Origin of the sequence: Mesorhizobium sp. Root695, from assembly GCF_001428185.1 — a bacterium.
Classification (GTDB): domain Bacteria; phylum Pseudomonadota; class Alphaproteobacteria; order Rhizobiales; family Rhizobiaceae; genus Mesorhizobium.
Map to the genome: position 1 here is coordinate 240,785 of NZ_LMHO01000001.1, position 23,441 is coordinate 264,225.

At 63.5% G+C, this 23,441-nt stretch carries 20 protein-coding genes and 1 pseudogene; 5 read left to right on the plus strand and 16 right to left on the minus strand.

All coding sequences use genetic code 11. The features are described 5' to 3' along the window. Positions 1–12: 12 nt before the first annotated feature. From ASD99_RS01210 to ASD99_RS01235, 5 genes are all read right to left on the minus strand, one after another. Positions 13–1,263 (minus strand): efflux RND transporter periplasmic adaptor subunit, encoded by a 1,251-nt coding sequence (locus ASD99_RS01210; protein ID WP_057142472.1) that lies wholly within the window; start codon positions 1,261–1,263, stop codon positions 13–15. Beyond that, positions 1,260–4,433: an efflux RND transporter permease subunit gene (locus tag ASD99_RS01215; protein WP_057142473.1), complete on the minus strand. Its 3,174-nt coding sequence runs from the start codon at positions 4,431–4,433 to the stop codon at positions 1,260–1,262. Before ASD99_RS01215 ends, ASD99_RS01210 begins: the two co-directional genes overlap by 4 nt. 373 nt (positions 4,434–4,806) lie before the next feature. Further along, positions 4,807–5,532: an alpha/beta fold hydrolase gene (locus tag ASD99_RS01220; protein WP_057142671.1), complete on the minus strand. Its 726-nt coding sequence runs from the start codon at positions 5,530–5,532 to the stop codon at positions 4,807–4,809. A 1,137-nt stretch (positions 5,533–6,669) separates the two neighbouring features. Then, a complete protein-coding gene (locus ASD99_RS01230) occupies positions 6,670–8,958 on the minus strand; it encodes an FdhF/YdeP family oxidoreductase (RefSeq protein ID WP_082583110.1) in 2,289 nt (762 codons plus the stop codon). A gap of 100 nt (positions 8,959–9,058) precedes the next feature. Next, on the minus strand, positions 9,059–10,135 hold the full coding sequence (locus tag ASD99_RS01235; RefSeq protein WP_244497574.1) for an AraC family transcriptional regulator: 1,077 nt from the start codon (positions 10,133–10,135) through the stop codon (positions 9,059–9,061). A 434-nt stretch (positions 10,136–10,569) separates the two neighbouring features. Between ASD99_RS01235 and ASD99_RS01240 the strand changes: the two genes are divergently transcribed. Together ASD99_RS01240 and ASD99_RS01245 are read left to right on the plus strand one after the other, a co-directional pair. Next, positions 10,570–10,944: a response regulator transcription factor gene (locus tag ASD99_RS01240; RefSeq protein ID WP_057142476.1), complete on the plus strand. Its 375-nt coding sequence runs from the start codon at positions 10,570–10,572 to the stop codon at positions 10,942–10,944. A gap of 357 nt (positions 10,945–11,301) precedes the next feature. Next, positions 11,302–11,955, plus strand: coding sequence for a response regulator transcription factor (locus ASD99_RS01245; RefSeq protein ID WP_056589148.1), 654 nt, complete (start codon positions 11,302–11,304; stop codon positions 11,953–11,955). 200 nt (positions 11,956–12,155) lie between these two features. Here the strand turns inward: ASD99_RS01245 and ASD99_RS01250 are convergent, their stop codons facing one another. From ASD99_RS01250 to ASD99_RS01300, 11 genes are all read right to left on the minus strand, one after another. Then, positions 12,156–12,758, minus strand: a complete 603-nt coding sequence (locus ASD99_RS01250) for a sigma-70 family RNA polymerase sigma factor (RefSeq protein ID WP_244482896.1) — start codon at positions 12,756–12,758, stop codon at positions 12,156–12,158. Between the two features lie 298 nt (positions 12,759–13,056). Then, complete coding sequence (locus ASD99_RS01255; protein WP_056589152.1) at positions 13,057–13,899, minus strand: formate/nitrite transporter family protein; 843 nt, start codon at positions 13,897–13,899, stop codon at positions 13,057–13,059. A gap of 202 nt (positions 13,900–14,101) precedes the next feature. Next, positions 14,102–14,527, minus strand: coding sequence for an organic hydroperoxide resistance protein (locus tag ASD99_RS01260; RefSeq protein WP_057142477.1), 426 nt, complete (start codon positions 14,525–14,527; stop codon positions 14,102–14,104). Between the two features lie 48 nt (positions 14,528–14,575). Next, on the minus strand, positions 14,576–15,505 hold the full coding sequence (locus ASD99_RS01265; RefSeq protein WP_274533676.1) for an acyltransferase domain-containing protein: 930 nt from the start codon (positions 15,503–15,505) through the stop codon (positions 14,576–14,578). Next, positions 15,502–16,392: a triphosphoribosyl-dephospho-CoA synthase MdcB gene (mdcB, locus tag ASD99_RS01270; RefSeq protein WP_082583111.1), complete on the minus strand. Its 891-nt coding sequence runs from the start codon at positions 16,390–16,392 to the stop codon at positions 15,502–15,504. The genes ASD99_RS01265 and mdcB overlap by 4 nt, the downstream gene beginning before the upstream one ends. Continuing rightward, positions 16,368–17,030 carry a malonate decarboxylase holo-[acyl-carrier-protein] synthase gene (gene mdcG, locus ASD99_RS01275; protein ID WP_413813916.1) on the minus strand — a complete coding sequence of 221 codons (663 nt, stop codon included), beginning with the start codon at positions 17,028–17,030 and terminating at the stop codon, positions 16,368–16,370. Before mdcG ends, mdcB begins: the two co-directional genes overlap by 25 nt. Then, positions 17,023–17,754, minus strand: a complete 732-nt coding sequence (locus ASD99_RS01280) for a biotin-independent malonate decarboxylase subunit gamma (protein ID WP_056589163.1) — start codon at positions 17,752–17,754, stop codon at positions 17,023–17,025. The genes mdcG and ASD99_RS01280 overlap by 8 nt, the downstream gene beginning before the upstream one ends. Further along, positions 17,741–18,670: a biotin-independent malonate decarboxylase subunit beta gene (locus tag ASD99_RS01285; protein ID WP_056589166.1), complete on the minus strand. Its 930-nt coding sequence runs from the start codon at positions 18,668–18,670 to the stop codon at positions 17,741–17,743. Before ASD99_RS01285 ends, ASD99_RS01280 begins: the two co-directional genes overlap by 14 nt. Continuing rightward, the gene (mdcC, locus tag ASD99_RS01290; RefSeq protein ID WP_057142480.1) at positions 18,663–18,980 is read right to left on the minus strand and encodes a malonate decarboxylase acyl carrier protein; all 318 of its coding nucleotides are present in this window, start codon (positions 18,978–18,980) and stop codon (positions 18,663–18,665) included. The genes ASD99_RS01285 and mdcC overlap by 8 nt, the downstream gene beginning before the upstream one ends. Before the next feature lie 11 nt (positions 18,981–18,991). Further along, complete coding sequence (mdcA, locus tag ASD99_RS01295) at positions 18,992–20,662, minus strand: malonate decarboxylase subunit alpha (RefSeq protein WP_057142481.1); 1,671 nt, start codon at positions 20,660–20,662, stop codon at positions 18,992–18,994. Positions 20,663–21,062: 400 nt separating this feature from the next. Beyond that, positions 21,063–21,335: a hypothetical protein gene (locus ASD99_RS01300; RefSeq protein WP_056589176.1), complete on the minus strand. Its 273-nt coding sequence runs from the start codon at positions 21,333–21,335 to the stop codon at positions 21,063–21,065. Between the two features lie 540 nt (positions 21,336–21,875). Here ASD99_RS01300 and ASD99_RS01310 point away from each other — a divergent pair. The 3 genes and pseudogenes from ASD99_RS01310 to ASD99_RS31695 form a co-directional block, all read left to right on the plus strand. Next, positions 21,876–22,274, plus strand: a complete 399-nt coding sequence (locus ASD99_RS01310) for a BA14K family protein (protein ID WP_156388901.1) — start codon at positions 21,876–21,878, stop codon at positions 22,272–22,274. A gap of 210 nt (positions 22,275–22,484) precedes the next feature. Continuing rightward, positions 22,485–22,835, plus strand: coding sequence for a DUF1330 domain-containing protein (locus ASD99_RS01315; protein WP_056589182.1), 351 nt, complete (start codon positions 22,485–22,487; stop codon positions 22,833–22,835). Positions 22,836–23,115: 280 nt separating this feature from the next. Then, a pseudogene (locus tag ASD99_RS31695) lies at positions 23,116–23,436 on the plus strand (ATP-binding cassette domain-containing protein); the annotation flags it as partial. Positions 23,437–23,441 lie beyond the last annotated feature (5 nt).

Sequence of the window (23,441 nt, forward strand, 5' to 3'; positions counted from 1 at the left end):
AGGGTGAACGAACTAGGGTGTTGGGACGGCTGCAGGACTGATCTGCACCTTGCTGCCTTCGGCAAGTTCGACCGGCGGATTCAGGATTACCAGGTCACCCTGTTTGACGCCGTCACGGACCTCGACCTCCTTTCCGAGATCGCGCGCCACCGATATTTTCCGGATATGCGCGATGCCGTTCTGGACCACGGCAACCTGCAAACCATCTGCGTTGAAGATGATCGCATCTGCCGACACGGAAAAGCTGGGTGTCTTGCGCGGGATCTGGAGCTCGACAGTGCAATAGGTGCCGGGCGCGAGAACACCGTCGGGGTTCGGAATGTCGATTTCGGTCAGCAAGGTCCGTGTGCCCGGTGCCAGCGCATCGGCAATCCGCGTCACCGTGCCGGGGAAGGTACGGTCGGGGATTTCGGGAATCCGAAGCACAGCCTTGACCCCCGGGGTCAGTCCAAAGGCCTGGTCCTGAGGGACGTAGACCTGGGCACGGATCACATCCCCTTGCATGATGGCGAACAGGAAAGTGCTGTTGGTCGTGTCGGCCTGCACCAGGCTGCCGATATCGACGTTGCGTTGAGTGATGACGCCGTCGAACGGGGCGACCACCTGCTGGTAGGCCTGTTGCTGGTCGAGCACGCGCAGCTGGTCCTGCTGCGCATTCACATTGGCCTGCGCAACGCCGACAGCCGCCTCCTGTGCCTTGACGCTTTGGACGTCGATCGTACCCTGCTGCTTGGTGATCCAGCCCTGGTCCACCAGGGGTTTGTCGCGTTGCCACGTCACCTTGGCGAGATCGAGATTGGCTTGTGCTTGTTGCAGCGCCGCCTTGAGCTGTCCTAAGGTTGCCTGGGCCTGCAAAATCTGGTCATCGAGTTCCGGTACGGCAATTTTGGCCAGCAACTGTCCCTTCTTGACCCTGTCTCCGATATCGACCTCACGCGTCTCGATATAGCCGCTGGCTCGTGCGAAGATGTCCGCGACATCGTAGGCAGTTGTGGTGGCGGGCAGACTGACTTGCATGATGTCGTCGCTCGGCCTTACCGCTGCAACACGCACCTGCGGGATGAAGTCACGTGCCTGTCCGGCGGCCGCCGCGAGTTCGCGGCTGCGCGAATAGTATCCCTGGACGCCATAGGCCAGTCCAGTCGTCAGCAGGGTCAGCGCGCCCAATGCAAGCAGCCAGCCTCTGGCTCGGCGCGGCGGCCGCTCCGTTGCGCCATCCGTCACCGTATCGTCGCGCTGATCCAGATGATCCCTCGGTTTCATGCGATTTCCTCGTCGAAGACGCCGTGAGCCGTCTTGCCGTCCTGCCTGCTGCGCAGCATCGCGAACAGGTACGGCACGACGAGGAGCGTCGTGGGCGTTGCAAACAAAAGCCCCCCGATAACCGCGCGCGCCAGCGCGGCATTCTGCTCTTCGCCCACTCCGCCGATCGCCATGGGGACCATGCCGACGATCATCGCGGCCGCGGTCATGAGCACGGGCCTGATCCGGGTATGACCGGCTTCGATCGCCGCGTCGAACGCAGGCTTGCCCGCCAATTGCTGGTCGCGGGCGAAGGTCACGAGCAGGATGGAATTGGCCGAAGCGACCCCGACCGCCATGATCGCCCCCATCAGGGAAGGCACGTTGAGCGTCGTGCCCGTGATGAACAGCATCGTCACGATGCCGCACAAGGTCGCCGGCAACGCAAGGATGACGACAAAGGGGTCGCCGAAGTTCTGATAGTTCACGACCATCAGCAAGTAGACGAACACGGCGGCGAACAGGATGCCGATGCCGAGGTCCCAGAAGGCATCGTTCATGCTCTGGATCTGGCCTATGACCTGAATGTTGTTCCCAGGCGAAAGCTGCTTCTGCAGGTCGGCAACGACCGCGCTGATCTGGCTGGAGATACTTCCCAGATCGCGACCCTGGACGCTTGCATAGACTTCGTAGACCGGCTGGACGTTCGCCTGGTTGGCGTTGGTCGGGAGACTGTCGCGCTTGAACGTAGCGACGTTGCTGAGCTGCCCAGGAACCTGTGCACCTGCGGTATTGATAGTCGAGGAAACGGGCGTGTTGCCGAGGTCGTTCAGTGACGCGATCTTGTTTTCCGGCGTCTGAACGGCAAGATAGTAGGGAATGCCCGTGGTCGGGTCGGTCCAGAAGTTCGGCGACACCTGCTCGGAGGAACTCAGGCTCACATTGATGTTGTTGGCGATCGTGCTGGCATTGAGACCGAGCTGCGCCGCCCGCGTGCGGTCGATATCGGCATAGAACGCCGGCGCGTCGACTTCCTGCTGCAGGTGTGCGTCGACAACACCGGGAATGGCTGCGATGCGGCGCCGCAGTTCCATCGCGATCCGCAGATTGGTAGCGCGGTCATAGCCGACCGTACGGACATCGATCTGCGCCGGCAGTCCGAAATTGAGGATCTGCGTGACGATGTCGGCCGACTGGAAGTAGAACAGAACGTCTGGAAAGGCGCTGGGCAGCGCCGCGCGCAACTTGCGCACATAGTCGGCAGTCGGCGCGTGGCCGTCTTTCAATGCGACCAGGATCACACCGTCATTCACGCCGATGGTCGATCCATCGGTGAACGCCAAATTGTAGGCACGCGCCGGCAGGCCGATATTGTCGACGACAAGCTGGAGGTCGCGATCGGGAACGATCTCGCGGATCTTGTCCTCGACAGCCTGGAAGATCTTCTCCGTCTCCTCGATCCGGGTTCCCGCGGGAGCCCGCACATGGAGTTGGATCTGGCCGCCGTCGATCGCGGGAAAGAAATCGCGACCGACGAGCGTCGACAGCACGGCGCCCAACACGAGCACCACGGCTGCAATGACGGGAACGATGAACCGGCGCCTGAGGAGTACGGCCAGCAACTCGGCATAGTGCAGGCGCATGGCCTCGAAACCACGTTCGAACCTGGCGTGAAACCTGCCGAACCAGCCCGTCGAGGCGCCGTGGCGCTCCCTTTTGAGCAGCAACCCGATGGTGATTGGAGTGAGCGTCCTCGAAAGTCCATAGGATGCGAGCATCGCGAACACGACGGCAAGACCGAGCGGCGTGAACAGATATTTTGCCGGACCTTCCAGAAAGACCACCGATGTGAACACGCAGCTTATCGCCAGCGTCGACACCAGGGTCGGCACGGCGATGCCGGCTGCTCCATGCAGCGTCGCCTGCGGCAGCATCTGTCCTTCCTCGGTGAGCAGGCGATGGGTGTTCTCGAGCGTCACCGTCGAATCGTCGACGAGGATGCCAATTGCCAGCGCCAGGCCCCCCAGCGTCATCGTATTGAGCGTTTCGCCCAGGAAATACAGCGCCACGACCGACGACAGGATCGCAAGCGGGATCGAGATCATGACGACCAGCGTCGATCGCCACGATCCGAGAAACAGCAGGATCATCAGGGCGGTGAGCGCGGCCGCGAGCACGCCCTCACGCAGCACGCCGGCGATCGATTGCTTGACGAACACCGACTGGTCGAAGAGCTCTCTGATTTCCATGCCGGGAGGCGCCGCGGCACGCGCCGTCTTCAAGGCATCCCGAACGGCATCGACCACCTCCAGCGTCGAGGCATTGCCGTTCTTGATGATGCTGAGCAGAACCGAATGCCGGCCGTTCTCGCGAACGATGTTCTGCTGAACGAGCCATCCGTCATGAACCTGGCCGACATCCTTGACGAACACCGTGGCGCCATTCACGACCTTGACCGGAATGTTGTTGAGCTCGTCGATGGTTGCCGGCGTGGCGTTGGTGCGCACGACATACTGCGTGTTGCCGATCTTGGCGGTGCCCGACGGCAAGGTCAGGTTCTGGGCGTTGACCGCGCCGACGACGTCGAGCGGCGTCAGGCCCTTGGCCAGGAGCTTCGACGGGTCGAGGTCGACCATGATCTGGCGATATTTCCCGCCCGCGGGTGTTGGCAGCGTGACACCTGGGATAGGGGCCAGTTGCTGGCGGATCCGATAGATGCCGTAGTCGTAGAGCTGCTGTTCGTTGAGGGTGTCGGAGCTCAGGCTGATCTGCAGGACCGGCACGCTGGAGGCGTTGAACTGCACCACGAGCGGTGCCTGGATTCCCGGTGGCAGGAGGGCGCGAATGGCGTTTGTCGCCGAAACGATCTGCGCGATAGCGAGATCGAGATTCACATCCTGCTGAAAATAGATCTTCTGGACCGACAGTCCCCCCAGGGTCTGCGCCTCGATGTTCTTGATGCCATTGACGTTGGAGCTGATCGCATACTGGCTGTACGTGGTGACGCGCTGTTCCATCTCCGGCGTGCTGAGGCCGCTATAGCTCCAGATTACAGTCACCACCGGAATGTTGATTTCCGGAAAGACGTCCAATCGCATCTCGCGACTTGCGACGGCGCCGAGAAAGAGAATCAAGGCAGCCAGCACATAGAACGTGTGCGGAAATCGAAGCGCGAACCGAACGATGCCCATGTCTCAGCCGACGACCTTCCTGGCGACATTAGTCGGAACGGCTCGAGCGATGAACGTCGCCGTATTGCCGGATTTTGGTGAGTGTCTCCGAAATGACTTTGCGCCCATTGCTTTGAATGTCCGGCGCCGAGCGTTGCCCTGTGACGCCGCCAGGCTCATGACCGGGCGCAATCCGCCCCATGGCCAGCGCGACCGGTCAGTCATCGTCAGCTTTGCTGGGGACGAACTGGTTTGGGCACATCAGTGCGGCGAGCGAGACCAATCCTGCCAGCATGTGGATGCAGCGCGCAGCAGGCGGGTCGTCGCCGGGACGGCCCGCCCAGGCCGTCAGGCCCGTCCGCATCGCTTCGCCGGGGCAGTTTCAAATCCAATGTCATCGGCCCGCGGCAGCCAGAATGAGGTCAGCCACCTCCTTGGGATGGGAAACCAACGACAGGTGGCCCGCATCGATCTCCACCGTTGTCGCGTGCATGCGTTTCGCGAGAAACCGCTCGAGGTCAGGGTTGATCGTCTTGTCCTGCTTCGACACCGCATAGAACGATGGCTTGGAATGCCATGCAGCTTCGCTGGTTCGTCCGCCGAAGATAGTCGCTGCGGTGGGCTCCTGAACCGCATACAAGATCTTCGCTTGCCTGGGCGCGACACCGTTCGCGAAGTATTTCAGGAATGAATCTTCGGACAATCTGGAGAAACCATCGTTCACCTGGATGCCGGCCCGGACGGGTCCTGCGGGAAATTCTGCGGAGAGAGCGACGAAATCCTCACCGGCATCCGGTGCTCGCGCGGCCACATAGACCAGCGATGTGACCTTGGGATCAGCCCCCGCTTCGCTGATGACGGTGCCGCCCCAGGAATGAGCTACCAGCACGGTTGGTCCATCCTGCAGCGCCAGCGCCCGGCGCGTCTCCGCGACCGAGTCTGCCAGCGATGTCAGTGGATTCTGCACTGCGGTTACGCTCAGGCCGGCTGCCTGAAGGAGCGGGATTACCTCGGCCCAGCTCGATCCGTCCGCCCATGCTCCGTGCACGAGCACGACGTTGCGCGCCACGGTATGCGCGGGCTTGGGCGCGGGCTTGGGATTTTCGGCCGCGTCCGCCACGGCGACTCCCGACAGGCCGAGAGTGATGGCAATTGCGATGGCATTGATGATCTCGCGCACGGTCTCTTCCTTTACTTTTTGCAAACAATCGAACGCGCCGATGACCGATATGAGGGCCGACGATGCGGTAGAAAATCCTGCGGGCGGCCCCGTTGCCGAGGCGTTTGCGGAGGCAGCTCGTTGCGACAATCTCGATTTCGCGGTTCGGCGTCTTTCAGAAACGCCCCTGCCTTTCTCGCCACGCACGGACAGGTCCGGTGGCGAACGTGACGGGCGCGCGTCCGCAGCGACCGAAACCACCAAAAGGGCGGCGGATCGCTGGTGCGATCCACCGCCAGTTCGGGCGCCCGCGGGAGGAGCGGACGGGCGCCTCAGGTGTTCGGCAGAATGGCGCGTGCGCGGCGTGCGCGGGAGCTTCGCCTCCAACGCAACGCTTCGCCGCGTGGAAGAGGTTGGGCGGCAAACATTGGGTGAGGGGCAAAGAACAGGGCGACGAGAAGTCGCGTGGCGGAAAGCTCGTCGCCGGCCGTCGGCAGCGCCAGCATCGCACACTCCCAAATCCGTCCATCGAACGCCCAGGTCGCGTGTCGCGCTTGCGGCAACTGCTCCGCCGCGGCCCGCACGCACAGCCGGCGCAGCTGCCCGCGGCTTGGTTGGGGGAGCGCAGACAGTCTGTGACCACTCCGGTCCCCCCCACAAAGCGCGTCCAGCGCCGCGCCCCACCTCGCAAACATGAAGTCGGCTCCCCGCTCAAGCACCACCGCTTCGGCAAGATAGGGTTCCAGAATCCCAAACTGTGCCAGCTCGTCACCGCCGCTCGCGCTTTCGGGGCCGCGGCCGAGCCCGTCCAACCACTTGGCTGCGACCCAGCGCGACGCAGCTCGAAGATCTCCGCGGTCGAGCCGCCAAGGGTAGGCCCGGCATTGGTCATGGGAACTCATTTTTGCCACTCCGATTTCCTTTCGAAGCAAATCTTGTGGACGTCAGTGAACGACCAACACCTCGAAAAGTATTGCCATTGGGCCCGTTCGCTTTTGTGAAGGAACGTTCGCCGGAAAGATGCGCACGATCTCGAAGCGGCAGGGAAAAAGTTCATCGTGAGGGGTGAACCGAAGGCACGCGAGCTCGCACCTATGATCAGCCCGCCTCGGTACGCGAACGCGAAATGCGAATCGGAATAGCTTTGTAGGAGGGCGTGAAGCTCATCGGATCGTGCGAATAGAGCGGCACGAGAGGGTTTGCCTCGGGATAGTAGGCAGCACAGCTGCCATTCGGGAACGAATACGGGACGACCCGAAAATTGGACAGGCGGCGTTCAACGCCGTCGGTGGACAGAGTGATCAAGTCGACGCGGTCGTCGGCCTGGAGGCCACGCCTTTCCATCTCCTGTTCATTGAGGAAGACCACGTCGCGCTGACCGAAGACACCGCGATAGCGGTCGGACATCGAATATATCGTGGTGTTGTACTGATCATGACTGCGCACCGTCGTCAGCCATAGTACGTCGAGACTGTCCTGGCGCGGATCCTCGCCGAGGCCGTCGAAGACAAGGAAATTCGCCTTGCCAGAAGCTGTCGCCCAGATGCGTTCGCGCGCGTTTGATGTCAGATGGAAGCCGCCCGGGATGCGAATGCGGGCATTGTAGCCCTGGAAGATCGGGAACACGTCTTCGATCGCGTCGCGGATAAGGTCGTAGTCGGCGGTAAAGCTTTCCCAGTCGACGACGGAACGTGCACCCATTGTTGCCCGCGCAATGCCTGCGACGATTGCAGGTTCGCTCCTCAGGTGCTCTGACGCCGGAACATTGCGGCCCGCCGACGCGTGCACCATCGACATCGAATCCTCGACCGTGATCGACTGCGGCCCTGTTGCCTGGACGTCGACTTCGGTGCGCCCGAGGCAAGGCAGGATCAACGCGTCGCGCCCGTGTACCAGATGGCTGCGATTGAGCTTGGTCGACACTTGGACCGTCAGGTCGAGCTTGCGCCAGGCAGCGCGTGTCACTTCCCAGTCGGGGATTGCGGACACGAAGTTGCCACCTAAGGCGAAGAACACTTTCACCTTGCCGTCTTTCATGGCCTCCAGCGCGGTCACGACGTTGTGGCCGTGCTGGGACGGCGGCTCGAAGCCGAAGCGGCGCTCAAGCCGATCGAGAAATTCCCTTGTCGGCGTTTCGGTGATGCCGACTGTGCGATCGCCCTGGACGTTGGAGTGGCCGCGTACGGGGCAAAGCCCGGCGCCCTCACGGCCGATATGACCGCGCAGCAGCGAGAGATTCGCCAGCTGCTGCACGCTTTGTGCGCCCCGCCGGTGCTGCGTGATGCCCATGCCATAGACAATGATCGCTCGTTCGGCCTGCATATAGGCGCGAGCGGCGTATTCGATGTCGTCGCGAGCGAGTCCTGACTGAGACACGATGTCTTCCCATCGCGTCGCCCGCAGGTCGGCGGTGAGAGCTTCGATACCCGTCGTATGGCCCTTGATGAAATCCCAGTCGAGGATCGCCGGCAGTTCGTCTGCGCGCGCCGCATCGTCTGCCTCAATGAGAACTTTCATGAGTCCCTTGACGACCGCGACGTCGCCGCCGACACGCACCTGATAAAGCTTGGCGCTGATCGGCGTCGACGTAAGCGTTGCCATTTCGATCGGGCTCTGGGGCGACTGGAATCGCTCTAGAGCGCGCTCGCGGAACGGATTGAAGGACATGATGGTTGCGCCGCGCCGCGAGGCGTTGCGCAGGCTCGTCATCATGCGAGGGCTGTTCGTTCCCGGATTCTGTCCGAAGATGAAGATGCAGTCCGTCTTGTCGAAATCGGAAAGCAGGCAGGTACCCTTGCCGACGCCGAGCGAGTGCGGCAGGCCGACGCTGGTGGCCTCGTGGCACATGTTCGAGCAATCAGGGAAATTGTTGGTGCCGAACTCGCGCACGAAGAGCTGGTAGAGGAACGCTGCCTCGTTCGAGGTGCGGCCGGATGTGTAGAACTCGGCCATGTTGGGAGACGGCAATCCGTTGAGGTGGCGGGCAACGATTGCAAAGGCCTCGTCCCAACCGACCGGCACGTAGTGGTCAGATGCGGCGTCGTAGGCCATCGGATGGGTCAGTCGCCCAACCATCTCGAGATCGAAATCGCTCCAGCTTGAAAGCTCGGCAACGGTATGGACGGCGAAAAACTCCGGCGTGCAGCGTTTCGCCGTGGCTTCCCAGGCAACCGCCTTGCCTCCGTTCTCGCAAAACTCGAAGGATGAAGTGTGCTTGGGGTCCGGCCAGGCGCAGCCGGGGCAATCAAATCCCTCCGGTTGGTTCATGCGCCCCAGAGTGGCCGCCCCCTTGATCGGGATTCCTTGCTCGACAAGGTGTTCGCCCAGCGCCTTGAGTGCTCCCCATCCGCCGGCCGGGGCATTGTAGGGACGGATATCATTGGCCATCGGATATGCCTTTACGGAGAGCGGAGGAATCCTCCCTAGGCAAGGGAGCATTCCGGGAAGCAACATCTTTCCATGGCAGTGGTGCTGCCGGCGATGTCGACTATGTTGCGGCGGCAGCGCTGCGGGGCGACAACTCTCCCGGAGATGCCAGCTGAATGGGCCGCGTATCCGACCCACGAGACGGGTAGCGCCAACAGGCGGGATCGCTGTCGGAAGGGCGATCCGCGACATCCGTGCGATTGCCGCAACGCCAGCGATAGGGGGTCTCGCCAACAAAACGTCTGAAGACCGTGGTGAAATGGGCTTGGTTCTGGAAGCCAACGCTCAGCGCCACATCGACCAGGGTCATCTCGGTCTCGATGAGCATCTGCTTGGCGCGGTCAATCCGTCGCCGCAGTAGGAATACATGCGGGCGAATGCCGGTGGCCGCCCGGAACTGTGCAGCGAAATACATTCGGCTGAGCCCCGCCACTGCTGCCATGTCGGCGAGTGCAATCTTCTCATCGAGATGTGAATCGACGTATTCGACGACGCGCTTCCATCGCCATCTCGGCAGGGCGGCCGTGGCACGTGCTGTCGGCTCATCCAGATCTGGCTCCGGATCTGAGCGCAGCGTGAGCAAGCGGGTTACGATGGCAAGGCGGACTGCGTCGGCATAGAGGTTGCCAAATCCATCATGACTGCTTTCGGCCGCCTCGAGCGCCCTGGAAAGACGCTCGACGACCGGATCGGAGGAGTGCCGTTCCGGGACCAGTTCGGCAAGGCCGAGGTCCCGAGGCGCGTGCAAGATGTTCAGCCCGTCGATCGCGATTTGGCCTGCTTCGGCGAATTGCGCCATGGTCCCTCTGGGCACCGCTGCGGGCTCAGGGTCTGCCGCTGCATTTGCATGCATCGTCAGACCGCCGCGACGGGGTTGCAGCATCGCTGTCGCGGACATCGAGAGAACGACATTCATATGAGTGAGGGGGATCGAAATCATGCCGGAATCTGGCGCCACCGGGTAGGTGCCGCGGCTTGCGTCGAACGGGTCGAACAATGACGAGCCGAATTCAGGCGTTCGCGGCGGGCCGGCGGCGTGCATCGGTCGGGCCGTGCCGTCGCGTCGAGGGAGGACGGGCCGATCCTCTCCCGGCTGCCGATCGTAATATTCGTATACAGACAATGAGTGGAACTGCATTGGACCATGCTCCTCTGCCCTCAGAATTTTCTTCTGCTTGCTGGGTCAAGGTACACGGGTGGGAAACCTGCTCCATTGAATGGCAGTCTGAATGGATCATATCATCTGCTATGCGGCATATACGATGGTATCTACTATTGGCGACGGCGGCTTGGGCTCTGGCGATGACAGCAACCTTGGGCAGGGAGGCCGCCGGCGCCGGGCGATAATGATATCTCACGGTGCAATTGAACCGCGACGCCGCGGCGTAACCGTACGGTTTTACGACCGGTCGCCAGGTCACGGCATCGCTGCCTGTGAACCTCATCTAGCTCAAACCTCTGTATAGTTTCGGTCCTGGTCCTACGCTGTATGCTGGTGCCGAGATGACATCGGGCCGGGGCGACGCCGGGCGATACAGTCTCCGGGGGGACACCGAGGTGCCGAAAATTCCGATGGTTGCCATTGTTGACGACGACGAGGCGATCCGCACGTCCACCGCGAATCTGATGCGTTCCTTCGGCTTTGCCGCGAACCTGTTTGCCTCGGGCGAGGAACTCTTGCATTCGCCCCGGCTCGCCGACGTCTGCTGTGTCATCACCGATGTGCAGATGCCGGGAATGAACGGTTTGGAATTGCAGACGTTGCTCCTGGCACGTGGCCACACCGTTCCGGTGATCCTTATCACAGCCTATCCTGACGAACGCACCCGGCAAAATGCCCTCGCTGCGGGGGCCGCAGGCTTCTTCTACAAGCCTTTTGACGCCGCCGCCATGATCCGGTGCATCGCCGATGCGCTGAACTGGCCACGCGAGAACAAGCCGGAATGACCTCTTCGTGGTAATCCGAGCGCTGCCACCTCCATGCTCTTGGAGCAAAGTCGCGTGCGTTCCAAATAGGCACTTGCGTTCGTTCCGGGTAGATTGCCGCCAACCTGTGCGGTTGAATTCCAAGCAGGTTTCGGTGATCGCCTGTCTGGCATTGCTGCGCAAGGGGCGCGACTGTGGAGCATCGGCGCGGTGGATCGGTGGTGTTGATGGTGTATTTGAACGAACCATGGCGGAAGCGGTCCGATCTCCCTCGGCATTGCCGACAGTCTCGCCCTGGTGGGCCTCGTTGCCGAATTAATATGCTAAGATGGCGCTGTGCCATCCCGCAGCAGGAATCGTGAGAGGCGTACCGCTATCGTGACAGCAGGTTCCAATCCAGGCCGAACCGCGTCGACCGCTTTTGCGTCGACCGTCTATGTCATCGATGATGACAACGCTGTGCGGGATGCCCTGAGCGGCTTGTTCAGATCTGTGGGGCTGCATGTCGAGCTGTTCGCCTCCGCCAGCCAATTCCTGCAGGGCAAACTGCCGGAAACGCCAAGCTGCCTCGTGCTCGATATCCGGTTGCCCGGCGTAAGCGGCCTTGATTTCCAGGCTCATCTTGCAAAGTCGAACATTCAAATGCCGGTTGTCTTCATGACCGGACACGGCGATGTCTCGATGTCGGTGCGCGCGATGAAAGCCGGGGCGATCGATTTTCTGACCAAACCGTTCCGGGACCAGGACATGCTTGATGCGGTCTTCGGCGCACTCGAGAACGACCGCATAAGGTGGGAATCCGACCGGGAAGCGGCAACGATATCAGCCCTCTACCAAACACTGACTTCTCGCGAAAAGGAGGTCATGTTTTTCGTGACCAAGGGCTTGATGAACAAGCAGATCGCGGGCGAGATGGGCCTCAGCGAAATTACGGTCAAGATCCATCGCGGGCATCTCATGCGCAAGATGGCGGTCCGAACCTTGCCCGACCTAGTACGGATTGCTGAACGGTTGGGCCTCAGAAGCGACTAGCGATGGCAAAGTCGTCATCCGGTATCGTGCGAAAATATTTCGATCCCGCCCGCTCGCTCCAGCAGTTCTCGATGCGGTTGCCGCGGTCCGGCCAAACACTGTCTCCGCCGTTCGCCGGATATGACCCCGGGGACGCCGCGCCGGCGTGGACGGCCGGTGCCTTGGGCTCGTCATGAAAACGGCCCCGGTTCATTCTTCGCTCACCCTGGTCGTCCTGGCCGCGAGACACCTTCGAGGATCGATCGCAACTCCTCCCTGCCTCTGGCGATCCGCGACGTCAGCGTGCCCGCTGGAATGCCCAGCGCCTTCCCGGCATCGTCGTAGGAGAGGCCTTCGACCGCGACAAGCACGAGTGCTGCGCGCCGTTCGGGATTGATCTGCTGAAGCGCCGAGAATACATCGACCGATACCAGCCTGTCGGCCTGTGGCGACGTCGCGATCACATCTATCGTTTCTGAGATCGTGGCCACTGCCCGGGCATGGCGTTTGGCGCGCCGCAACTGGTCGATGAACAAATTGTGCATGATCGTGAGCAGCCAACGGCGCGGCGTATCGCCTGCCGTCCAATTTGCCATCCTCGACAGCGCCCGTTCGAGGCTGTCCTGCACAAGGTCATCGGCGGCATCGCGGTCCCGCAGCAGCGCGCGCGCATAGCCGCGCAGCCGTGGAATCTCGTCGACGATCGCTCGCCTGCGTTCGTCGGCGATTTCGGTCTCCGCGACACTTGCCGCGTCAACCGAGCGGAAATGCGGCTGCAGCGAAACACCGGGCGGAAGTTCGAGATGGGTCGTGTTCATGGTCATCAGGCGGTGCGCAATGGCGGCGACTGCAACTCGCCATCCGGACTGAAGCCGGTCGGGCACGAACCGGACAGCCACAACCATCCGCTAGTTCGACACTGCATGTCTGGTCTCCAATACATGTGCGCCTGCCTCTCCTGGCTTTTGCTGCATCCAATCGACGCTGTCTGCTGGGATGCCGTCGGCGCTATCATGGCGGACCGGACAGAGGGCTTCTTTTCGAAACGACTACATTCTTTCACGATGCAATGTGGGCGGCTCGATGTTGAGGAAGGAGGTGTTCGCGGGAGTGCCAGGCAGATCACTCGGCCGGGCCGAATGACATCCTCGCCGCGGGGGCGGGCATGCCTTCTGCGCCGCCCCTCAGATAGGTCCAATAAAGGGGAAGCCCCGTGAACAGGAATCCGCCAGCAATGTTGCCCAAGGTCACGGGTATCTGGTTCCAGTACCACCAGTCTGCGAAGCTGATCTTGGCCCCGAGCATCATCCCCATGGGAATGACGAACATGTTGACGACGCAGTGCTCGAATCCGAGCGCGAAGAAGGCGAATATTGGCAACCAGCATCCGACGATCCTGCCGACGGCGGATTTCGAACTCGTTCCCATGACGACGCCGAGGCAGACCATCCAGTTGCAGAGCATGGCCTTGACGAAACCGGTCACCAGTCCATCATATCCATACGGCTCATAGGCGATCGTCTTGGCTTCGGCGAGCGCGCGCAGATGATCTCCGAGCGCACCCGCCCCGACATTGCCGACATCGGTCAGGATGACATAGAACAGCCCGGCAAAGGCGAGCGAGCCGAGCATGTTGCCGACAAAAACCCAGAACCAGTTGGCCAACATCCGGCCGACCGTCGTGCGGCGAGCCAGGACGGCCAGTGGTACCAGTCCAAAATTCCCGGTCAGGAGTTCGAGGCCAAGGATGATGATGATGGCAAATCCCACCGGGAAGATGAGAGCGCCGACAAGCGCGACATTTGTCTGAAGCGCACCCTGCAGGGCCAGACTCGTCGCGAAGGCGAGGAGTGCGCCGGAAAGCATGCCGCGGATCAAAAGATCGAGAACGCCGTGAGCGGCTTTGGCGGCGCCGAGATCCACCATTGCCCGCGCGATTTCGAGCGGTGAGAGGCTGTCGTTCATGATCACTGTCCTTCCGGGTCAGGCACGTCTCCGTGCGTCGCCAACCAGGACTGGATAGCCGACGGCATTTCGCTGCGACATTCTACGCAGGGCAACCAGACTAAGCGCTTGATTTAGGTCCAGACATTCCTTGGTATGCTTTGTCGGCCGCGATCAGGCCGGGTGCCGGTCGTGGGAGCTGGCTGGTCCAATCTCATCAATGTCACAGTGCAACGACCGTCCTGGCGACATCGACGTTCCCGCGGATCGCATTGGAATAGGGGCAGATCGCATCGGCGTCGCGCACCAGTTGCTCGGCGGTCGCCTGGTCGACGCCGGCGATGCTGACCGCGAGCGTCGCGTGCAGCACGAAGGCGTCGGCCACGTTGCGGCTGAGTCCGATCTCGGCGACCACATCGACATCGCCATCGGCGAAGCGATGCCCCGACTGCCGAGCAACGCGCAACAGCGCGTTCTCAAAACACGCGGCATAGCCGCCGGCAAAGAGCTGTTCGGGATTGGTGCCGCCGCCCATGCCACCCAGTTCCTTGGGGATGGCAAGCTTGAGATCGAGAATGCCGTCCTCGCTGCGGATCGTTCCCTTGCGGCCGCCCGTTGCGGTGACCTTGGTCGAGTAGAGAATAGTCATGCGTTTTCTTCCTTCATGAGCGGTTTGGTCTCGCGTCTGTGGGGGTGTTTAGGACGCCATTTCCATCCACCGGCGCAGGCCAGCGACGGAGCGGAAATCGGCGGCGCTGCGTGCTGGTATCCCGGGCTCGAACTCGGCCATGATCCCCGCCAGGGCATCGCCAGGCCCGAGTTCGAGCACGCGGGCGGGACGGGAGGCGCAACAGGCATCCATACAGGTCGCCCAGTCGATGGTTGTCGCGATCTGCGCAGCGAGCTTGTCGAGACCATCGGCGATCCGGCGAACCGGCGTCCCGTCGATCCCGCTGATCAGCCGCACCTCGCGCGGCAAACGGGCGTCCGCGACGGTTTCCCTCAGCAGCCCGCCGAACCGCCCGGCCGCGGCCTCAAGAGCCGGCGTGTGCGAGGCGACGTGGATCGGCAGTATAGCCGCGCGGATGGCGCCGCGTGCCGCGGCGTCCGTGAGTGCCTGTCGGAGCCCCGTCGCGCGCCCGCCGACGATGACGTGCAGCGGACCGTTGACGATGGCGACGTCGAGCCCATAGGCGCGGCAAAGTCCGTCGACGACATCGCGCTGCAAGCCGACGACGGCGGCGAGCCCAGAGGGCTCACGCGTCGCCTCGTCCATGAGTGCGGCGCGGCGCGTCACGAGGTCGAAGGCGATCGACGCGTCGATGACGCCGGCGACAGCCCAGGCTGGCACTTCGCCCGCGCTGTAGCCGGCGATGATCAGCGGGCGTGGAGTTGATGGCTCTATAATGGCCCAGGTGGCTAGCGCCGCCGTGCAGCACAGTACCTGGGCGACGTCGTTGCGTTGGATGTTGCTGCCGCCCTCCCGCACGAGGTCGCGCGCGTCCCGCCCGCCGAGCGCTCGGGCGGCCGCGGCGAAGATCGCCGCCGCCGCCGGCTCGAAGGCGACGAGGTCGAACATCTCAGGGTTCTGGCGGCCTTGGCCTGAGCACAATATGGCGGTGCTCACGGCCCGTTCCCTAGGCGATCGAGGAAGATCGTCGCGGCCAGCAGGTCGGCCGAGCCGCCCGGGCTGAGGCGCCGCGCGACGAACCGGCGATGCACCGCGACGGCATGGGCGAGCCAGCCCGCCCGGCCGACGCCGCCGCCGAGGAGGAAGTCGCGCGCCGCCTCGCGGGCATCCCCGAGGCCCTTCGCGCCGCCGCGATGCAGCAGGTTGGTGTCCTCCATCGTCGCCAGCAGCGCGAAGAAGGCGTGCACGCGCGCCGCCTCCTCATTCCCGGAGAGGCTCCGCCCGGCGTGAAGGGCAGGCAGTCCGACCCGCACGGCGTGCGGGAAGCCGTTCGCGGCCTCGGTACGCGCGCCACCGGCCCCGAACCGGCGTAGCGCGCCGCTGCCATGACTGTTCAATGGAATCGGGCCGCGCAGGATCGCTGCGGCCCATCTGTCGCGAACCATGGAGGTGAGCCGCGCCGCTGTCAGGCCGGCTGCACATTCCACAAGGGTTGCACCCGCTGCGGCGCAGAGCAGGCCGAGCGCGAAGATGGCCCCCCGATGAGTATTCACCCCGCCGGTCGCGGCTAGCATGGCCGCTTCCGCCCGCAGCCCCGTCCACCGCAGCGCGTCCATGCCTGCGCCTGCCGCACCGGCCCGCGCGAGTTCGACATAGAACGGCCGAAGCGCGGCGATGCTGCGCCGGAAGGTGCCAGCATCCATGTTATCATGGCTGCCGGCATCGACGAGGCTGACGAGGCCGGGCTTCGGCCAGGTTTCCAGCTCGTCGGTCAGCGCCTGTGCCGCCGCCTCGCCGATCCATGCGAAGGCGGCCTCGCGAACCGGCTCGGGGCCGGCCGGGCCAGTGGTGGGAGCGGTCAGGTGAAGAGGGTGCGCGCGCATCTCAGTTCCGTTCCCTTCATGGATTTCACAAGGACCGCGCCTGCGGGCCGGCCGATTTCGGCATGGAGTTCGCGCCAGTTCACCCCTGCCCCGCCGGAGAACAGAACCTCGCCGTCGAGCCGGGCGGGGCCGTGCCTGTCGATCCGCGCGAGTCCGGCCAGCAGATCGGGTTGGATGTCGCGGTCCGGTGCCGGCCAGAGCAGGTCGAGGTCGGAGGCGGGCCGCAGATAGGAAAGCCCGGTCAGGTGCTGCCAGAGCAGCGCACCGAACACGGCCGGCCGCAGCGCCAGGTGCCGACCGAGCGCAAGGACTGCGTCGATCTGGGGCCGCAGCCTGGGCGCCGCCGATGCGGTGGCGTCCTCCAGTGCGACCAGGGGCAGCGTCCGCGCGACGGCCGGGACCGGGACCGTGAGACCGACGCGCCGCTTGCCGAGCGCGGGGGGCATGGCCAGGCCAACCGCGATACCGCGCGCCTCGCCCGGCGCCGGACGGCGCACGATCACCGGCCAGCCACGCTCCGCCCAGCCGACGAGAAGCTCCCGCTCATCGCTCGCAAGCTCCCAGATGACGGAGGCATGGTCGAGCACGCTCGACCATGCCTCCGGCCGGATGCACAGGAGTTGGTGGCGGCTATACACGGCGGTATCGGCTCGCCTGGTCCGCCACGCGCCAGGCGATGCCGGTGGCGAGGAGCCGCCCGCCGCGCTCGGCACCCAGTGCGTCGCGCACATCGTGCGCCGGGATGGTCGCGAGCGTCGTCTCGATCTGGACGTCGAGCGGCTTCGCTGGGTCCCAGACCTGCGCGATCGCGCCGACCTTGGTCATCGAATCCAACCCCGGCGCGAAGACCGGGGTGGTCTTCGCCAGGGCCTCGAGCTTCTCCAGCGGCAGCTTGGTCACGCGCGCCATGGAGGGCAGGTCCATCACCGCCGGCTCGGCTCCGGGAAGGGCGACGAGGACGTCGGTGGCGAGCGCGGTGGCGAGGAACGCGCCGGCTGCTGCCCTGCCGTAGTTAAGCCCGATGGTGGGATGACCGCTGCGGCTCGCCAGCAGTAGGCATTTCGCCAGATGGGCGAGATATTCGTTGAGCCCCAACATCTCGTCGCGCCGCGCCATGCGCTGGCCCTGCGTGTCGACGACGACGAGCATCGGCGCGTCCCCGCCGGCGGCGGCGATGTCGAGCACGCGCTCGGCGAGCGGCAGGACGCCGTCGATGCCGAGCGGCTCGCCCTCCGCGATGCCGATCACCTCGACCGCACGGCCGCAAACGCGCCTGCCGGTGCCGAGCAGCAGCTTGCCGGGCCCGACGACGACGTCGTGGCCGGAGGGGAACAGACCGGCCAGTATCTCATCGAGCGTCATCGCCGGCTCCCTTCACATCCGCGACGAGGGCGACGAACACCGGGTCGTCCATGTCTCCGGCCGCCCGCGGGTCGGCGACGCCGAGCGCTTTCCACATAGCGGCCGCGCGGTCGCAGCCGCCGAGCCGCCCGACCCGCCCGGCCAAACGTGCCTGCTCGGCGCGAAGCGTGGCGAGATCGAAGGGGCGCGCTTTGCCCATGAGCGCGAGGGTGGCCTCGCGGAAGCTCGCCGCCGTGTCCTCGGCATAGGCGTCAGCGCCGCCGATAAGGCGCCTCGTGCGACCGCCGGTGACGCCCCAGACCAGCGCCTTGTCTCGCGAGTCGAACTCCTCGACGCCCTTGTTGGTCTCGATGACCTCTGGCCCCGTCACGCCGGTACGCCCCTGTTCAGAGATCACGATCGCCGAGCAGGTCGCGGCGATGAGCCCAGCGCCGCCGAACGCCCCGGCGCGTCCGCCGACAAGGGCGATGACCGCCACGCCGGCGGCGCGTGCCTCGACGATCGCCCGCATCACCTCGGCGACGGCGAGCTCGCCGGCATTGGCTTCCTGCAGCCGCACTCCACCGCTGTCGAGCAGCAGGAGTATACTGCGCGGCAGCTTCTCGTCATCGCGCGCGGCGCGGATCAGGCCGAGCAGCTTGGCGCCGCTCACCTCGGCAAAAGTTCCGCCCATGAACTGGCCTTCCTGCGCGGCAACCAGAACGCTGTTCCCGTCGAGGCGCCCGCACCCGACGATCATGCCATCGTCGAAGGCGGCGGGCAGGTCGAACGAGGCGAGATGCGGGCTCTGCGCGCGTTCCGACGGCGGCACGAACTCCGTGAAGCTGCCCGCGTCGAGCAGTTTTGCGAGGCGCTCTCGCGCGGTGGAAAGGAACCAGCTCGCGGACGCGCCGAAGGGACGGCCGGTCTCACTCATCGTCGATCTCCATGGTCCGCACGCCCTGCATGAGACGGAGCGCGACCGTATCCGGCCGGGCTCCGCCGTCGTTGATCGAGATGCGCATGCCACCCGGCGAGGCGCGCTCGACGAAATCGGCGACGACGGCCTTCCACACCTCGTCATAGCCGCGCACCGGCGTGGTGATCTCCACGGCGCACTCGTTCTGTGCGAGCACGCGCTCCAGCAGGACCTCGAGATTGCCAGACGCGACGACGCCGACGATCGCCGAGCACGCCGTGCCGGGGGCCGGGCCGCGTGTCGTGAAGCGAAGCTTGAGGTTTTCCATGGGCTGCGGTCTCACCAGTTGCGAAACTTGCGGGGCGGATCGTAGAGATTGCCCGACCAGCGCATCAGCTCCTTGATGGAGCGGGCGGCCAGAAGGCTCCTGTTGGCGTCGAGAGGGTTGATGCCGAGGTCCTCGGGGCACTGGATCACCTTGCGGGCGCGCAGTTCCTCCACAGCCCTGGCGTCGCGAGCGCGGCCGACATCCGTGTAGCCGGCAACGCCCCGGATCGCCTGCTCGCGCTCGGCGGGCGTGCGGCAGAGCAGGAGATTGGCGATGCCTTCCTCCGTCACGATGTGGCTGACGTCGTCGCCGTAGATCATCACCGGGGGGAGAGCGAGATCGAGCGACTTCGCCAGCTCGATGCTGTCGAGGCCCTCGACGAAGGTCGGGCTGAGCTTCTCGCCGAAGGTCTCGACGATCTGCACCACGAGTTTTCGCCCGCGCGGCAGACGCGTCGGTTCGCCCGCGGCCTCGCGGCCCGCCTTCAGCCAGGCATCGCTCGCATGGCGGCGGCCGCGCGGATCGGAGCCCATGTTCGGCGCGCCGCCGAAGCCAGCGATGCGGTCCTTTGTAAAGGTCGAGGAATTGCCTGCGAGGTCAATCTGCAGGGTCGAGCCGATGAACAAGTCGGTGGCGTAGAGCCCCGCAGACTGGCAGTACATGCGGTTCGAGGCCATGGAGCCGTCGCGGCCGGTGAAGAATATGTCCGGCCGAGCGCGCATGTAGTCGTCCATCCCTACTTCCGAGCCGAAGCTGTAGACCTGTTCGACCCAGCCGCTCTCGATGGCCGGGATCAGGGTCGGGTGCGGGTTCAACGCGAAATGGGTCGCGATCCTGCCCTTCAAGCCGAGCCGCTCGGCATAGGTCGGCAGGATCAGCTCGATGGCGGCAGTATTGAAGCCGATGCCGTGGTTCAGCCGCTTCACGCCATAGGGTTCGTAGATGCCCTTGATCGCCAGCATGGCAGTGAGGATCTGCGTCTCGGTGATCTGCGCCGGGTCGCGGGTGAACAGAGGCTCGACATAGAAATTCGACGGTGCCACCACGACGAAATCGACCCGGTCGCCCGGTACGTCGACGCGCGGCACCTTGTCGACCAACTCGTTGACCTGCGCAATGACGATGCCTTGCTTGAACGCGGTCGCCTCGATAACGACGGGCGAATCCTCGGTGTTCGGGCCCATGTAGAGATTGCCCTCGCGATCCGCACAGCGCGCCACGGTGAGCGCGACATGCGGGGTCAGATCGACGAAGTAGCGCGAGAACAACTCGAGATAGGTATGAACCGCGCCGAGCTCGATCTTGCTGGCCTTGAGCGCGCGCGCGATCGCGGCTCCCTGCGGGCCGGAATAGGAGAAGTCGAGCCTCTTCGCGATGCCGGCTTCGAACAGGTCGAGGTGCTCGGCCAGCACCACGCCCGACTGCACGATGTGCAGGTCCTTCACCACGACGGGGTCGACCTCGGCGAGCCGGGCGGCGAGGAAGTCGGCCTGCTTCTGGTTATCGCCTTCGAGGCAGACCCGGTCACCGGAACGGACCAAGGCCTCCAGCAGCTTCGTCACGTCCTCGTGGAAGACCAGCTTGTCCCTGGCGTAGCGGGCGGCGGCGGCCAGGCGCTGCTCGCGCGATTGTCGGGCCGTATCCCAAGCGCGTTGCGATGGACCGCTCGATCGGGCATTCATGGACGAACCTCATGCGCCGGGAAGGGAGCGCCGCGCCTTCGCGCGCGACGGCTTGCGTCTTTCCCATTCGGTCGCCTCGCCGGCCCTGTGGGCGGCCTCCTCGATGAGGGTGGCAACCTGCGCGGGATGAGCTTCGTAGACCGAGTGGTTGACACCTGTCACGACGATGAAGGGTGCCTAAAGCGTGTCGCGTCTGAACGGATTCAAGCGGCCCGCTTTAAGTCCTTGCCTTTATGCATGTCGTTCTCCCAAAACTGAGGTCACTTTTGGGCGATATGCATTAGGCGCTCATGGTGGAAGCGCTCGAGGTTGATGGTTTAGTCGTTGCCGGCGACGATGTCCCAACTCGGCTTGGTCTTCCACGCCGCGGCGGCCGGTGTTGAGCGTGACTGACTAGGTCTTAGTTATGGCCGCCGAGCGTATTCACATTCGCGCAGAAGTCGGTGTACGGCTGCCTCATGCCCGCGCACTCGTTCTTCATCGCTTCTTGCTTTTCGGCAGGCATAGCCATGAAAACTTTCTTGAATTCCTTCAGCGGCTTCATGGTTTTCATGCTGGCATCCGTAAAGAACGGTTTCATAGTGTCCGGCTCACCTAGAGTGCCGGCAAATGCAATGCCGCCAGACGGGAAAAGCGCAATTGCGGCACCGAGGCAGATAGCTTTGATGTTCATGGGGCATGGTCCTTCCCTGGTTCAAAGGTGGTACCAACGACAAACTGCGTTGATGGGTAGAGGAATAACCCCCAACCCGACTGGTGTATTTTCTCCAACCACTAGTTTTTGTCTGAAAGACTGTTGCTGATTGGCCGTGCCATGACGAGTGCTGCGGCCGCGTTCAAGAGTCTCTTCAGCCTTCCTCACTGAAGTCCCGCAGAATGGATGGCGCAGATCTTTCTTTGCCGCGCAGGTGCCTCACACGGCCGATCAAAACCGGCTTCACCATCCGCTGCGTCGCTAGCCGCTTCATGCTCCCTAGCGCCAACTCGGCGTGCTCTTGAACGTGCTTCCAAAGCCGCTCTCGGATTGATTTAATGCTGGCGGCTCTCTGACTTCTCGCCGGCGCCGGATCGACCTGCTTGCACACAATGGGTGATCATTCGGCCGCATTAGATATAGTCCGATGTAAACCAAAGTATAGTTTCGTTTAACGTGGACCGGGGGCACGCTGCTCTGCCAGAACGCATAGAGGTTGTCGTTCGAGAGGAGAATAACATGAAACCGGCAGGAACAATGTTAGCTACTATTGTCTTGGGTGCGGCGGTCGTGGCCGGCTCGGCAACCGCGGGTCTGGCCGCGCATGGCGGCGGCCACGGCGGTGGGGATGGCGGCTTTGGCAGCGGCCATTCTGGCGGAATGCCGTTCGCGATGCACGGCGGAGGATTTGGAGGCTCCGACATGTCCTATGGAGATCATTTTGGTGGCTACTCCCATCCCCATTTTTATCACGGCGGCGGGTACCGTCCATACTTCCCATATTCTCCATCTTACGAAAATGATGACGATTCCGCCTACGATTACTACAGTTCTTACTGCGCGCGCATCCATTCCACCTACAATCCCTATACGGGCGCCTATATCGGCAGCGATGGACGCCTGCACTATTGTTCGTAAGGCCGTCCTCGGATCCGGCTGCTCCTGGCAGCGACAGATTTCGAGCTCGAGCCCATAGCGACTCCGAGACAGACCATCCAGTTGCAAAGCATCGCGTCGCACCCCCTCCGGTGCAAGCCCCTGACTGATCTGCAAGCGGCGCGGGGGCTATGTCGCACGCCCTCCCCTTCTTCCTTGCCGCGGCACCATGTGTTCCATCGAGGATTTTCCATGTCGACCTATCTAATCAACCACCTGCGAATCCCTGGCGATGTACCCAACGATGAAGGTCTGTCTTATCTCGAGCAGGTTGAGGCTACCGTTGCACCCTATGGCGGTAAGTGGCTGGCGCAGGGATCAGTCGACGTGCTCGAGGGAGCCTGGCCGGGCTCGGTCGTGCTGATGGAGTTCCCAAGCCGGGATACTGCGAGCGCTTGGTACAATTCAGCCGCGTATCAGGCGATCGCGCCTTTGCGTGTCCGCAACGCCATCTCCGACCTCGTCCTGATCGACTCGCTCCCCGAGGGCTTCACGATCAACGAATTCGCCAAGGACATCCGTCGGGCGCTCAAAAGAGCCTGAAACGTTTGCTTTGTCTCGATTGGTCCGAGCGACGTGCTGGCGCCATCACAGAGTTTCCAGGCGCGTGCGCGTTATCGACGTCAACTCTGATGTTCGAGGGCGATAGGCAGCCTGCTCAAGTCCGCAGATCTTGATGAATCGCGTCGCATCCTGATGTTCGCTCGTGCGGGGTCGCACGCGATTAGGGAAACCTGGCACGATGAAAGCCCCGGCGAGTCAATGCCCGTGGGCAAGTGGCGGCGCCCGTCTGTCCTAGCTGCGCTGCTTGGCCCTGTTTGCAGTCGATGCCCCGGTCAGCAATTTCTCCGGTGGCCAACGGCAGGCTGTCGCCATCGGCCGCGCCGTTTACTGGGACGCGCAGGTCCTGATCATGGACGAGCCGACAGCGGCACTTGGCGTCCCGAGCAACGCAAGGTGATTTCGCTCATCCACCAGCTCAAGGCGCAAGGGCGCGGCGTGATCTTCATCCCGCACAATCTGCAGGACATCTTCGCGGTTTCGGATCGCATCGTCGTGCTGCGGCGCGGCGTCCCAGGCCGGCGAGCGCAAGATCTCGGAAACCAACCACGACGAAGTCGTCAAGCCGATGGTTGGCGGATAAGGCGC

Excerpts from the sequence above, each read along its gene's own strand:
- ASD99_RS01210 (WP_057142472.1), bottom strand. The coding sequence starts at position 1,263 with ATGAAACCGAGGGATCATCTGGATCAGCGCGACGATACGGTGACGGAT.
- ASD99_RS01215 (WP_057142473.1), bottom strand. The coding sequence starts at position 4,433 with ATGGGCATCGTTCGGTTCGCGCTTCGATTTCCGCACACGTTCTATGTG.
- ASD99_RS01230 (WP_082583110.1), bottom strand. The coding sequence starts at position 8,958 with ATGGCCAATGATATCCGTCCCTACAATGCCCCGGCCGGCGGATGGGGA.
- ASD99_RS01235 (WP_244497574.1), bottom strand. The coding sequence starts at position 10,135 with ATGCAGTTCCACTCATTGTCTGTATACGAATATTACGATCGGCAGCCG.
- ASD99_RS01240 (WP_057142476.1), top strand. The coding sequence starts at position 10,570 with ATGGTTGCCATTGTTGACGACGACGAGGCGATCCGCACGTCCACCGCG.
- ASD99_RS01250 (WP_244482896.1), bottom strand. The coding sequence starts at position 12,758 with ATGACCATGAACACGACCCATCTCGAACTTCCGCCCGGTGTTTCGCTG.
- ASD99_RS01255 (WP_056589152.1), bottom strand. The coding sequence starts at position 13,899 with ATGAACGACAGCCTCTCACCGCTCGAAATCGCGCGGGCAATGGTGGAT.
- ASD99_RS01260 (WP_057142477.1), bottom strand. The coding sequence starts at position 14,527 with ATGACTATTCTCTACTCGACCAAGGTCACCGCAACGGGCGGCCGCAAG.
- mdcB (WP_082583111.1), bottom strand. The coding sequence starts at position 16,392 with ATGCGCGCGCACCCTCTTCACCTGACCGCTCCCACCACTGGCCCGGCC.
- ASD99_RS01280 (WP_056589163.1), bottom strand. The coding sequence starts at position 17,754 with ATGACGCTCGATGAGATACTGGCCGGTCTGTTCCCCTCCGGCCACGAC.
- ASD99_RS01285 (WP_056589166.1), bottom strand. The coding sequence starts at position 18,670 with ATGAGTGAGACCGGCCGTCCCTTCGGCGCGTCCGCGAGCTGGTTCCTT.
- mdcC (WP_057142480.1), bottom strand. The coding sequence starts at position 18,980 with ATGGAAAACCTCAAGCTTCGCTTCACGACACGCGGCCCGGCCCCCGGC.
- mdcA (WP_057142481.1), bottom strand. The coding sequence starts at position 20,662 with ATGAATGCCCGATCGAGCGGTCCATCGCAACGCGCTTGGGATACGGCC.
- ASD99_RS01300 (WP_056589176.1), bottom strand. The coding sequence starts at position 21,335 with ATGAACATCAAAGCTATCTGCCTCGGTGCCGCAATTGCGCTTTTCCCG.
- ASD99_RS01310 (WP_156388901.1), top strand. The coding sequence starts at position 21,876 with ATGAAACCGGCAGGAACAATGTTAGCTACTATTGTCTTGGGTGCGGCG.
- ASD99_RS01315 (WP_056589182.1), top strand. The coding sequence starts at position 22,485 with ATGTCGACCTATCTAATCAACCACCTGCGAATCCCTGGCGATGTACCC.